Origin of the sequence: Bacteroides salyersiae (assembly GCF_031172035.1) — a bacterium.
In the GTDB taxonomy this organism is placed as follows: Bacteria; Bacteroidota; Bacteroidia; order Bacteroidales; family Bacteroidaceae; genus Bacteroides; species Bacteroides salyersiae.
Map to the genome: position 1 here is coordinate 3,207,237 of NZ_CP133452.1, position 12,034 is coordinate 3,219,270.

Genomic DNA, 12,034 nt, shown 5'->3' on the forward strand with positions numbered 1-12,034 from the left:
GTGTTTCGGGTATTGGAACTGAAAAAATAAAGGTTTGGCTGGGATGATAAAAAGAGAATCGAGATTGTCGGAATGTAACTTGTCTGTAACAAAAAAGGCCTCATGGGGTAATACTCATGAAGCCTTTCCTTTGATTTGTTTTTCTTATTTTACCCGTACGATGTCGTAATTCAGGTCGCTGACTGCTTCCTGAAGGCTATCGTTTGATAATGTCAGGGTCGTATCGTTGGCAATAACGAAGTAGACAGGTTCGCTACCGTCATTCGGAGTCAGCTTAAGGGCCGATTTCTTTTTGTTTTTGACGGTTTTCTGAATCATCTGAGGTTTACCGGCCGATGTAAATGTTTTGTCTTTTCCCTGTCCGTCAGCATCCAGATAGGTCATGTCCAACGTGTAGGTGGTATCGTTTGCATCGGCAAGCATATTCAGAGTCAATACATAGCGGATACCCGGACCATCAGCAGCAGGAAGTGTTCCTTCATAAACTTCGGTTGCTTCTACTGTGGGTGACATTGCTTCGATAGCAATGCTGTCTGCTTCAGCCTCTGCGGCTTTGTTTGCTTTTGATTGGCATGATGCCAGAGCAGCTACAACGGCTGCCAACATAATTACTTTTTTCATTGTTAAGTGCTTTAAGTTAATATAAAAAGTGAGTTGCTTATTCCTCTTCCTCCTCTTTTCGTATGACAAGCAACTTATCAACTCTTCCACGGTCCATGTCTACCACTTCAAACTGTAGATTCTTATATGTAAAGGTATCTCCTGCTTTGGGGATACGTCCGATAAGGAACATAGCCAAACCTCCCAATGTGGTGAAATCTTCCGAATCTATATCTTCGTAAGAAAGGATACCCATTTCTTCCATAAAGTCGCCGATGTTCATAGAAGCCTCTACCAACAGCGAACCGTCTTGACGACGGACGATTTCTTCCTCCTCCGTATCATCTTCTTCGAGAATGTCTCCGAAGATGCTTTCGGTCAGGTCGTGCAGGGTGATAATACCCTCTGTGCTGCCATACTCGTTAACAACAACCGCGAACTTGTTTTTGTTCTTCTTGAATAGCTCTAAAACTTTTTTTGCGTATAAACTTTCGGGTATGAAGAGGGCAGGACGGGCTATTTTACGCAGATCGAACTCTTGTTCGCTGCCCACCATGAGAATAATATCTTTTACTGAAACCACACCGATGATCTCATCTTTGTTTTCATTGACCAGCAGATATTTGCTGAAGTGTTCGGTATCGATGATACGCATCACCTCTTCTTTGGTTTCGTTGGGGTGGAGTACTATTAGGTCACGGCGGTGAGTCATCAATTCGTTGGCACGTTTATCCGAGAAACGGAATACATCTTTCAGCATCTCTGTCTCTTCTTTATCGATCACTCCCTGCTCGGAGCTTTGATGAAGAATCATTTTCAGTTCTTCCTGTGTCATGATGCGTTCTTCGCTTTTCAGTCCGATGAGTTTGTTGAGAAGTCGGGTAGAAACGCTCAACAGCCATACGAAAGGATAAGAGACTTTGGTCAAAAGGATCATGATGGGGCTGAACATTGTGGCATATCGTTCCGGATTGCTCAGTGCGATGGATTTCGGAACAAGTTCGCCAACGATGAGTGACAGATAAGTGATGACGGCTACGGTAGTAATCATGGCAAGGTTCCGGGCATAGGCTTCCAGTCCGGGAATCATGGCAAAGAGTGGTGTTACGTCATCGGCGATGGCTACACCACCGAAAGCACCCGATACGATACCGATCAGTGTGATACCGATTTGAATGGTGGAGAGGAACTTTTCGGGTTCTTCCAATTGTTTCAGAACTCCTCGTGCGGATTTGTTTCCTTTGCTTACAAGGGTTTCCAGACGTGCTTTACTTGAAGATACTAAGGCGATTTCATACATGGCGAAGACGCCATTTAAAAGAAGTAAGAGAATAATAATTATAAATTCCATATAATATATGAATGGTTTCTGTCCCGAAAATTACTTGAATCTATTGAAACACTATCTATATGGAGAGTATATTAATGAATATTTAACGTTTTATGAGGCTTCGTTTAATTATACAAAACAGGCGGTCGTATCGGGCCGCCCGTTCTTTTATTTGTTTTGGGTGTATTCGTCTGCTTTCGCTTTCATGCGTGCCACACGCTTTTCCGTGTTAATATTCGAAAGTGATTCCGAGAGTCGGCATCAGTGTGCCGCTTTTCTGTTCGATGTATTTCATTTTGTATCGCTGTTCAGGCAGTGGATCCGAAGGGTTTTCAATCACTCCGGTACTCATATAAATATCCGGTTGTTTGAAGGTACTCTTCGTCACATTTTGCAGGTCGATATAAAAGCCTAACATGCAGCGCTTGAGGTAGAACGTTTTGTCTACCCGGATGTCCAGTTGCCCGAAAGCGGGGAGCCGGCCCGTATTGTATTTACTATAATCGTAGTAGGGTCTGCCCTGTGCATTCCAGGCTGTTACGAGCCGGGATTTTTCTTCGTCATAAGGGGTATAGGGAGCACCGCCGATACAGCTTACCTTCATGCCGAAGCTCCAATGGCGGGGGAAGTTGTATGTGCCGCTCAGATTGAAAATATAGCGGTTGTCCCATGCCGATGCAATGTATTCGCTTTGCTTGTTGTTGCGATATTCACTTTTGAAAAGGGTGAACGAAGAAGCGAGGTTCAATTTTTTTGCAACGAGCCATCTCAATAATATTTCTATGCCGTATGAACGGCCTTGTGCAGTAGAAGTCAGTTCTTCATTGCCTATTACCCCGTAATCATTTCCTTTGCAGGCAAGCGGAATACCGTCTGTAACGGATAGGGGAATCCGGTCATAGGACTTATAAAAACCTTCGGCGGAAAGTTCGAATGTACTGTTGGTACGCCAATTCAGGCCGAGGCTGCCTTGACTTACGCTCATGTAGCGGAGTTGTTTATTTACCAGTTTCCCGTTGTTCCCTTTGAATCCGAGTCCTGTATAGGGCGGTAATTGATAGTATAGTCCGGCGCTACCACTGGCATACAGTCCGTCGATGAGGCGGTAAGAGAGGGAGAGACGTGGGGAAAGTTGCTCGGAGAGGTGTTTCATCCTTGACGAATAGTTATTGGCATCCGCTCTTACCCCTAATGATGCCGTGAAGCGTTCGTCGGGCGAAGCATAACTCATTGTTCCGAATATACCCCAGTGGAGAAGCCCTAAGGCTGTGTGATAGTCGGATGTCTCTCCTTTTCCGATGTACACGCGTTGGAAACTGGTATTGGTGTACTGGCTATAATTGAGGTTCAATCCCAAATTTACTTTCCAGGCTCCGAAGGTAGAACTGTTTTCCAGTCGGAGTTTCGTCTCCTGTTCTACAGAACGTAGCCGGAGAGTGAGGTTGTCCTCCGAAGATTCGTCATTGTGCAGATATTTAGTGTTGCGGTTGTTCAGATAGCTGTGGCTGATGACTGCCGTCTGTACATGTGCCCCGGCATAGTGACGGTATACGGCTCCCAATGTGAATGTTTCTTGCTGTATCTTGGGAAGGTAACTCAATATGTATTCTGCTTTTTCTCCGTCCAGTTTGGTGTTGAGGCGCATATTGTCTATGCCTGCCAGGCCGAGCACAAGTAATTCATTCCGTTCGTCGAAACGGGTTTTCAGTTTGAACTGTGCATCGGTAAAAGTGGGTAGGAAAGGTAACCCCAGCATATCAAACAGAAATTGCAGATAAGATTGGCGGACAGATACGAGGTAAGAAGTTTTATTTCCCAAATGCCCGTTGGAAGCAAGGGATACTTCCGATGCGCCGAGAGTGGCTTTCAGTGAGTTCCGTTCCATGTCTCCGTCGCGGAGTTTAAAATCGAGTACCGAACTGAGCGAATTACCCCGGTTTGCCGGGAAAGCACCCGTGTAGAAATTAACTTCCCGGATAAAGTCTGCATTAATGATACCGACGGGACCTCCTGATGCTCCTTGCGTACTGAAATGGTTGATATTCGGTATTTCGACTCCATCCAGATAGAATCGGTTTTCGGATGGAGAACCGCCACGTACAATCAGGTCGTTGCGGTATCCGGCGGGCGAGAATGCTACGCCCGGATATGACTGTACTACACGTGAAATGTCCCGGTTGGCTCCCGGACTTTTTTCGATTTCCTGTACCCCGATAATGCGCAGGCCTACCGGACTTTCCAGATCGCGACGAAAAGGAGAGGCGGTAATTGTGACTCCTTCTAATTCCGTCGGATTTTCTTCCATTTCGATGTCTATATTCAGATTTTTGGTCGAAAGGATATATTCGGAGGTCAGGGTGGTTTTATATCCTACGGCAGATGCCTGCAACCGATAGATACCGGGAGGGACTGCTTGGATGGTGAAATGTCCCATTGAATCCGTGACACTGCCCATACCCGAACCGGCGATCACTACGTTGATAAATTCCAATGGCTTACGACTGGCTTTGTCGATAACGGTACCTCTTATCTGGTGGAGTGGTTGTGCCGTTGCCGTTATGAGGAGATAGAGAAAGAACAGAAGAAATACGGAGCGTTTTTTCATTGGTTTGGTTTTTCCTTTTCTATTTTGAATACAAAATTACATAAAAAATGTTTTTCTTTTCATTATTATCCGGTATTTTTGTTGGCATTAATCACTTGAGTAGATAATCATCATGAGAACAGTCCGATTGATAACATGCAATGATGCTATGCAGGCGCATATCTTTCAGGGAGCTTTAGAGAATGAGGGAATAGAATCATTGTTGCATAATGAAAATCTGTCATCATTACTGAAGAGTTGTGTAAGCAATATTTCCGGCGTCGATATTTTCGTTTATGAGAAAGATTATGAACGTGCCCTTCAGGTGTTGCGTGATAATCAGAGCTTTCCGGAGGATCTGAAATGTTGCCCTTATTGCGGTTCGGCGGATATCACATTTAAGTTGCGGAGCGACAGACGGATGCGGGCAGCTTGTGCTGCGGTATTGTCTTTGCTGGTTATGGCGCCTCCCGGAGACAATCATTGGACTTATAAATGCAATCGTTGTAAGGCTCTCTTCGATAAACCGGTTTCTGCGGATTATGAGAGAGAAGAAGAATCCCGGATTTAATTTTTAATGCAAATGTTTTTAATGCGATGAAAAGAAAAAGTTTATTATTGCTCTGTCTGTTGTGGTCAGTACTTCCGTTTTATGCAGCACAGGTAGATACGCTGATGGTAAAAAGCCCTTCTATGAACAAGGAAGTGCAAGTGGTAGTGGTTGTTCCTGATATTGCTTTGGGCAAAAAGGGTGTTGATTGCCCGGTGATATACCTGTTGCATGGTTTTGGCGGTAATGCCAAGACGTGGATCGGCATTCGCCCTGAACTTCCGCAGATTGCCGATGAAAAAGGAATTATTTTTGTATGTCCCGATGGTAAAAACAGTTGGTATTGGGATAGCCCGAAGAATAAGGATTATCGCTACGAGACTTTTGTCTCTTCAGAAATGATCAATTACATAGACAAACATTATAAAACGATAGCCGATCGTCGTGGACGCGCCATTACCGGGCTTAGTATGGGCGGGCATGGAGCACTTTGGAATGCCATCCGGCATAAAGATGTGTTCGGTGCAGCAGGTAGTACCAGTGGTGGAGTCGATATCCGTCCGTTTCCGAAGAATTGGTTGATGTCCGAGCAATTGGGAACAATCGAAGAAAACAGACAGGTGTGGGATGACCATACGGTTATTAATCAGGTGGATAAGTTGCAGAATGGTGATTTGGCATTGATTGTGGATTGTGGGGAAGCGGATTTCTTTCTGGATGTAAATAAGAATCTGCACAACCGTTTGTTGGAACTGAAGATCGATCATGATTTCATCACCCGTCCGGGAGCGCACAACGGTGAGTACTGGAATAACTCCATCGATTATCAGATTCTTTTTTTCAGTAAATTCTTTAAGAAGTGAAAAGCAGTAAGAAATAGTTGATCGAAAGTTTGATTTACTGTTTTTATGTCGTATCTTTACAGACATAATCATATAGTAGATTCAGTTAGATTACACAGGAAGGAGAAAGCTAAAGCTTTCTCCTTTTTTTATTTCTTTCTGCTTGAGAAACCTACTGAACAGGGTATTCCGGGTGATTAAGGACGGTCTTTACGGAGAATATGCCGGTATGTTACGACATGTTTCATTACTTGTTACGATGCCTTTCATTACTTGTCGCAGTACAATTGATACTGTTTTCAGATAAAACGTTCTTTTGTTCCTGTAACCCTCGCTTTTTAGTTAAGAATGCGTAAATCTGCTCTTGACAAAAAAGTGATCAATTCAAGAGATACGAATACTGCACATAACGGTACCAGTTTCTACCCGGGATACTGATTTTTACTGCACATGAAGTGATATATCCTTTTTCGTCCTCCGTGTAGCTATAAGTAGTAACTTCTTCGCTATTTTTTATTGTCAACTGACCCGGAAGAAGGGAAAGAGGAGCTCCGAGTATGTTGGCATAGAAAGCTTCTGTATGGAAAGAGAGAGGGTAGCGCTCTGAGAGGAACAGGCATGGTAACTTGCTTTTCTCATTGGATATGCCGGGACAACTCTCATTGATACCGGTGGTGAACGTGTTTTGATAGGTATTTACTTGTTCCGTTATATTCATTGTACCATTGTCCGGGATAATGATAGATATTTCAGAATATGGGCTACCGTCGATACTTTCTTTCACTCCGGTCAGATTTTCATCTCCTGTTGTTGAGTAAGAGAATGTATATGTGCGGATTTTACCGCCGGGTTCTTTGCGGGTACACATGGTGGCATACCCTTTCTCATCTATCTGATAAGTAGATACGGTGCCGGCTTCATCGGTTACGATAACCTTCCCCGGTTCGTAACTGATCTGGCTGCTGACACTATGCGTATATTCGCCTTCGAGCAGTCTGTCCGTATAAGTCTGTTTGGTGATGTGTCGGGTTAATTTTCCATCTTCATAGATAAATTTCTGTTCGGTAGTTACTCTTTCTTCTCCGGAACCGGTTGCTTCGGTAATGGTGAGACATGCTATTTTTTCTTCCATATCTTCTTCTTTTTCATTACATGCTGTCAGCATCAAGGAAAAAAACAGGAAAAAAAGAAAATTGCGTTGTATTCGTTTCATTATTTTATTTTTATTAAGGCCTCATTCCGTCTCCGATTCGGACCGTGTATGTAGTGCCGGTTTCCGGTGTTTCTTCGTCCGGTTCTTCCTCTTTTGGGGGATAGGTTCCGTCAATAATTCCGAGAGCTGCACTGAATAATGTCTCTTCCTTATTTCCCAGTGGCAAATAGGTCACTAAATTAGTGGTTGATGTCTGATCTATTGTATATTTGGCAGTAAAATTTCCTCCCATATGTGCTTCGCCTGCACTGTTATAAACAGTACATACTACCGGATTCAACGACCAACCGTATTTAGGGTTAACAAAACTTTCGGTAGCTACTCCCATAGCAGGCAGTGCCGTACCTAATATTTCCCATTTCTCAAACGGGAACAGGCAGTCATAAAAAGTCCCTGCTATCCCCGTAGTAGTGCTGCTGGTTAGTATGAAGCCTTTTTGGATATTCATATTCGCTCCGTTTCCTATCAGTTGCGGGTCGAAGAGCAAGTCGAAGTCTTTATAGGATTGCTTGTCGTTATATTCCAGATGGGCACAGATTTTTCCCACTTCACTCCCCGGTGCTAATAGGGAAGCTAACAAGTGCGCACATTCTAATGATCCTCCCGTATTGTTACGTAAGTCGAGCACAAAGTGAGTCACACCTGCACTGGCAAATACCCGGGAGATATCGCGAAGTTTGTTGTTGTATTTCTCCTTGTCATCGGCAGTTCCTGCTGTGAAATGGTTGTAGACCATATATCCTACTTTTACTCCTGTAGCACTGGTTACTATTTCGTATACGGGAATCGGGTCGTCTTCTACTATTTGTTCGGCACCAATACTTGCAGTTCCGGTTTCTATAACCACTCCTTTCTGTTTCTCGGTCTTCTTGTCTTCATCCTCTATATTTTGCAATTCATACTTTCCCAAAGTCAGTGTCATGGCTTTTCCTGTTTGGAGAAGGGTCTTTTCGTTTTTCTTGGTGATGTATTCATCGTCTACTTTCACTATCCATTCGCCACGTTCCAGACCGGCTGTTGAAGCCGGAGAGCCGGGAAGAACATTTGTAATTAAAGCATTATAAAGTGTATCTACATCTGCATTCTTATAAAGTGTATAGTCGAAGCCGTATTCGGGAGACTGCACCTTATTCAGTGTGTCTATATAAGAATAATTTTTGTCGAGAGTAGTATAAATCACTTTCTTGAGGAATTCTGCGGGAGCCAGAAAATATTGGTTGGGAGTAACCGAAGGCATTTCGTTGTACCAGAGGTATTCCTGACGCATCACGCTGTCTATCCATATATCCAGTTCGGTTTCTTCCGCATACTCCGGCCAACGGTCTACTCCGCAGGAGAAAAGACCGGATATCATCACGATGAATAATATAGGGGTGAACAGTATGTTTCTTATCTTCATATCTTTATCGTCTTTAGAAGTTGCAAATGTAGGAAATACTTCGCTTATCTACCACAATTGTGGTATAAAAATGCCTTTAATGTGTGATAGCCTGTAAACATCGTTTGCTTTATCTTTGCCGTCATGAAGAATATAGCAGCTTTAGTATCGGGTGGGGTAGACAGCTCGGTAGTCGTTCATCTCCTTTGTGAGCAGGGGTATAAACCGTCGTTGTTTTATATTAAAATAGGTATGGACGGTGCGGAATACATGGACTGTTCTGCCGAAGAGGACATAGAACTTGCCACGGCTACGGCCCGGAGGTATGGCTTGCCATTGGAAATAGTCGATCTGCATCGTGAATATTGGGACAATGTGGCAGCCTATGCTATCGATAAGATACGGAAAGGGCAGACACCCAATCCCGATGTGATGTGTAATAAGTTGATTAAATTCGGTTGTTTTGAGCAGCGTGTCGGAAAAGATTTCGACTTTACGGCAACAGGGCATTATGCTACTACATTATTGCGGGATAGGAAGATTTGGCTTGGTACAGCCAAAGATCCCGTGAAAGATCAGACTGATTTTCTTGCTCAGATTGATTATCTTCAAGTTTCCAAACTGATGTTTCCTATCGGTCATTTGATGAAACATGAAGTGCGTGAGATAGCACAAAATGCGAAACTTCCTAATGCGCGTAGAAAAGACAGCCAAGGCATTTGCTTCTTGGGTAAGATAAACTACAATGATTTTGTCCGCCGTTTTCTTGGAGAGAAAGAAGGAGCGGTGGTCGAGTGGGAGACAGGGAAACGGATCGGAACTCACCGGGGATATTGGTTTCACACTATCGGTCAGCGTAAAGGATTGGGATTGGGTGGCGGCCCTTGGTTTGTGATAAAGAAGAACATTGAAGAGAATATTATTTATGTGTCTCATGGCTATGACACAGAAGCACAATATGGTACGGAGTTTTCTCTTTCCGATTTTCATTTTATCACCGGAAACCCTTGGGAGGAAGGCTCGAATGAAGTAAATATAACCTTCAAGATTCGTCATACTCCGGAATTTATTAAAGGACGTCTTGTCCGTAAAGGTAACACCTGTCATGTACTTTCTTCTGAGAAACTGCAAGGTATTGCTCCCGGACAGTTCGGAGTGATTTACGATGAGAAGGCGGAGGTGTGTGTAGGAAGCGGAGTGGTTATTTAGTTGAAAGTTGAGAGTTGAAAGTTGAAAGTTGGCTGCGCTGTTATGCTGCATAGTAACTTTCAACTTTCAACTCTCAACTTTCAACTAAATATAGTATTCCGCCAGATCTACAATCCCCGCCCGCATTGCATATTTGGTGGCTTCGTGTACATTGTTCACTCCGAGTTTCCGGAAGATATTTTTACGATGGCTGTTGATGGTGTGAAAGCTCAGGTTCTTTTCTGCGGCAATTTCTTTAGTAGTCTTGCCTGATGCAATTTCTTTGAGAATGTTTTTTTCTGTGGCGGTAAGTAAATGATCCTCCTGTATATTTGTGCTTGGAGATACCTGTTGGATATTTCCGGACAGTAACAGGTTAGTTACGTGGTTGCAGATGAAACGTTCTTTGCGTGATGCGCATTGGAGAGCGGTGAGTATCTCCTCTTTCGAGTTATCTTTCATAACTACTCCGAATGCCATACTGCTAAATAATACCTGACGGAGAAATCCGATGCTCAATTCATCGGAGAACAGCAACCAGTCCACCTCCTTAAAACGTTCGCGAAGCACTATCAATTCATCTGCTCCGGCAAAATCAAATAAAGTATAATCGAGGATCACTACCGCTTGTGGGTGCAGGCGCAATTCTCTGATAAGTTCTGTTTTATTATCTACGGCCAGCAGTTGTGATACATCTTTCTGCTTACTGAGCAGAAACATCATGCCTGCTTTGGTGATATCCTGATTATCTGCTATGATATATTCTCTCATGAATCGTATTCTTTATCATGGTAACCACCGGCTGATATTTCTTTCGGTGGCACTAAACTCAACACCTATCTTAATAAGTTTGCGTCCATCGGCTTGGTAAGGAATCAAATATCCTTTATCGTCTATTTGTTGTAAGGCTTCTTCTGCCGTTCCATTTAGTTTGAATTCAAATATATAGATGTAGGCGGGAGTCTTCACAACAGCGTCTGCCCGTCCGCGTGCACTGCGTATTTCTACGTCGGTGAATTGCCCCATTAATTTGAAAACGAGGTAGAATACCACTTGATAATGGCGTTCGCTTTTATCATTCAACTCGTATGGGAAATCAGCAAAGAAAGCTTGCAGGAGGGTGAGGAAGGAATCGTAATCGCCATTTTCCAACTCAAGAATAAATTTGCCAATATAAAAACCACGCTCGTCATCGACAACGGATGTATAATAAGGGATCAAAAAATCAATAAAACCATATCGTACTTCATCATTAGGAAATTCCAGTAAATAGTTTCCAAAACGCGAACTATAGTCTTTTATTGTCAGATAACCGCTCTGATAAATCAGTGGAATCGGATTATTGGCATCTATCCGGTATTCGGTAAATGAAGAGGCGGATGCTTCTACTCCGTCAATCAATGTACGTAAATCATATTCGCTTTTTTTGAGCAGTTCCACAAGAAAAGTAGGAGTACCTGTCTGAAACCAGTAGTTGCTGAATTTGTATCCGTCGAAAAGATTGAGCACGCTGAAAGGGTTAAAGACTCCTTCTGCGAATTCGCAGAAATGATAACCGTCATACGATATCTTCATCTTTTGAAGAGCTTCTTCCTGTGTCAAACCATTGTGTTCCGCCAACTGTTGTATTTCCGGTGCGAAAGTATGGGTTAATTCTTGCATGGTGATACCGCAGATCGTGGCATATTGGGGCTTCATACTGATGTCATTCAGTTGATTCAGGTCACTGAATACGCTGACTTGTGCAAACTTCGTCACTCCGGTAAGAAAGACGAAACGGAGATAACGGTCGGAACTTTTCAGAACACCATAGAATGCTTTCAGTGTCTGACGGTATTCTTCCATTAAAGGAATGTTACACAAGGTTTGCAACAGGGGTTTATCATATTCGTCTACTAATACTACTACGCCGCAGCCTGCCTGTTCACTGGCACGGCTGATAACATAACTGAATCGTTCTTCCGGACTGCGGTCCTTCTTTTCATCGCCATATTGACTTTCCCATTTTTCAAGATGTTGGTTAAGCATGGCATTTAAATCTTCCGGGGTCTCGTATTTTTTAGCATTCAAGTCCAGATGCAGTACCGGAAATTGCCTCCATTCTTTTTCCATCTGTTCGATGGCCAGTCCTTCGAACAGTTCTTTCTTACCTTTAAAGTAAGCTTCAAAAGTAGAAAGCAACAGGCTTTTTCCAAATCGACGCGGGCGACTCAAGAAGTAAGGTTTTCCTGTATTCGCTATTCTCCACACGAAAGCGGTCTTGTCTACATACAGATAATTATCTCTGCGGATGTCCTCAAAAGTCTGTATCCCGATCGGGAGTTTGCGTAATACACTGTTCATTGTTAC

General features: G+C 43.3%; 10 protein-coding genes. 3 read left to right on the top strand and 7 right to left on the bottom strand.

The features are described 5' to 3' along the window. Positions 1-144: 144 nt before the first annotated feature. The 3 genes from RB604_RS11785 to RB604_RS11795 form a co-directional block, all read right to left on the bottom strand. Positions 145-621, bottom strand: a complete 477-nt coding sequence (locus RB604_RS11785; protein ID WP_007480316.1) for a copper resistance protein NlpE N-terminal domain-containing protein — start codon at positions 619-621, stop codon at positions 145-147. Positions 622-658: 37 nt separating this feature from the next. Beyond that, positions 659-1,951, bottom strand: coding sequence for a hemolysin family protein (locus RB604_RS11790; protein WP_025819347.1), 1,293 nt, complete (start codon positions 1,949-1,951; stop codon positions 659-661). Positions 1,952-2,159: 208 nt separating this feature from the next. Beyond that, a complete protein-coding gene (locus RB604_RS11795; RefSeq protein WP_055295463.1) occupies positions 2,160-4,535 on the bottom strand; it encodes a TonB-dependent receptor in 2,376 nt (791 codons plus the stop codon). Positions 4,536-4,647: 112 nt separating this feature from the next. Between RB604_RS11795 and RB604_RS11800 the strand changes: the two genes are divergently transcribed. Together RB604_RS11800 and RB604_RS11805 are read left to right on the top strand one after the other, a co-directional pair. Beyond that, positions 4,648-5,085, top strand: coding sequence for a putative signal transducing protein (locus RB604_RS11800; protein WP_025819349.1), 438 nt, complete (start codon positions 4,648-4,650; stop codon positions 5,083-5,085). Positions 5,086-5,111: 26 nt separating this feature from the next. Next, positions 5,112-5,927, top strand: coding sequence for an alpha/beta hydrolase (locus tag RB604_RS11805; RefSeq protein ID WP_007480322.1), 816 nt, complete (start codon positions 5,112-5,114; stop codon positions 5,925-5,927). Positions 5,928-6,285: 358 nt separating this feature from the next. Here the strand turns inward: RB604_RS11805 and RB604_RS11810 are convergent, their stop codons facing one another. After that, positions 6,286-7,119, bottom strand: coding sequence for a DUF4595 domain-containing protein (locus RB604_RS11810; protein ID WP_055295465.1), 834 nt, complete (start codon positions 7,117-7,119; stop codon positions 6,286-6,288). A 13-nt stretch (positions 7,120-7,132) separates the two neighbouring features. Next, complete coding sequence (locus RB604_RS11815; protein WP_007480323.1) at positions 7,133-8,518, bottom strand: S41 family peptidase; 1,386 nt, start codon at positions 8,516-8,518, stop codon at positions 7,133-7,135. A 123-nt stretch (positions 8,519-8,641) separates the two neighbouring features. On the opposite strand from RB604_RS11815, the gene mnmA reads away from it, so the two are divergent. Next, a complete protein-coding gene (gene mnmA / locus RB604_RS11820; protein WP_005923947.1) occupies positions 8,642-9,706 on the top strand; it encodes a tRNA 2-thiouridine(34) synthase MnmA in 1,065 nt (354 codons plus the stop codon). A gap of 84 nt (positions 9,707-9,790) precedes the next feature. Here mnmA and RB604_RS11825 read toward each other — a convergent pair whose 3' ends face one another. Then, entirely contained in the window at positions 9,791-10,456 is a 666-nt protein-coding gene (locus tag RB604_RS11825) for a LuxR C-terminal-related transcriptional regulator (protein ID WP_055295468.1), read from the bottom strand. A 15-nt stretch (positions 10,457-10,471) separates the two neighbouring features. Then, entirely contained in the window at positions 10,472-12,028 is a 1,557-nt protein-coding gene (locus RB604_RS11830; protein WP_122282104.1) for a PD-(D/E)XK nuclease domain-containing ATP-binding protein, read from the bottom strand. Positions 12,029-12,034: the final 6 nt, after the last annotated feature.

Bases quoted from the DNA above. Each gene is read 5' to 3' on its own strand.
- RB604_RS11785 (WP_007480316.1), bottom strand. From the start codon at position 621: ATGAAAAAAGTAATTATGTTGGCAGCCGTTGTAGCTGCTCTGGCATCA.
- RB604_RS11790 (WP_025819347.1), bottom strand. From the start codon at position 1,951: ATGGAATTTATAATTATTATTCTCTTACTTCTTTTAAATGGCGTCTTC.
- RB604_RS11795 (WP_055295463.1), bottom strand. From the start codon at position 4,535: ATGAAAAAACGCTCCGTATTTCTTCTGTTCTTTCTCTATCTCCTCATA.
- RB604_RS11800 (WP_025819349.1), top strand. From the start codon at position 4,648: ATGAGAACAGTCCGATTGATAACATGCAATGATGCTATGCAGGCGCAT.
- RB604_RS11805 (WP_007480322.1), top strand. From the start codon at position 5,112: ATGAAAAGAAAAAGTTTATTATTGCTCTGTCTGTTGTGGTCAGTACTT.
- RB604_RS11810 (WP_055295465.1), bottom strand. From the start codon at position 7,119: ATGAAACGAATACAACGCAATTTTCTTTTTTTCCTGTTTTTTTCCTTG.
- RB604_RS11815 (WP_007480323.1), bottom strand. From the start codon at position 8,518: ATGAAGATAAGAAACATACTGTTCACCCCTATATTATTCATCGTGATG.
- mnmA (WP_005923947.1), top strand. From the start codon at position 8,642: ATGAAGAATATAGCAGCTTTAGTATCGGGTGGGGTAGACAGCTCGGTA.
- RB604_RS11825 (WP_055295468.1), bottom strand. From the start codon at position 10,456: ATGAGAGAATATATCATAGCAGATAATCAGGATATCACCAAAGCAGGC.
- RB604_RS11830 (WP_122282104.1), bottom strand. From the start codon at position 12,028: ATGAACAGTGTATTACGCAAACTCCCGATCGGGATACAGACTTTTGAG.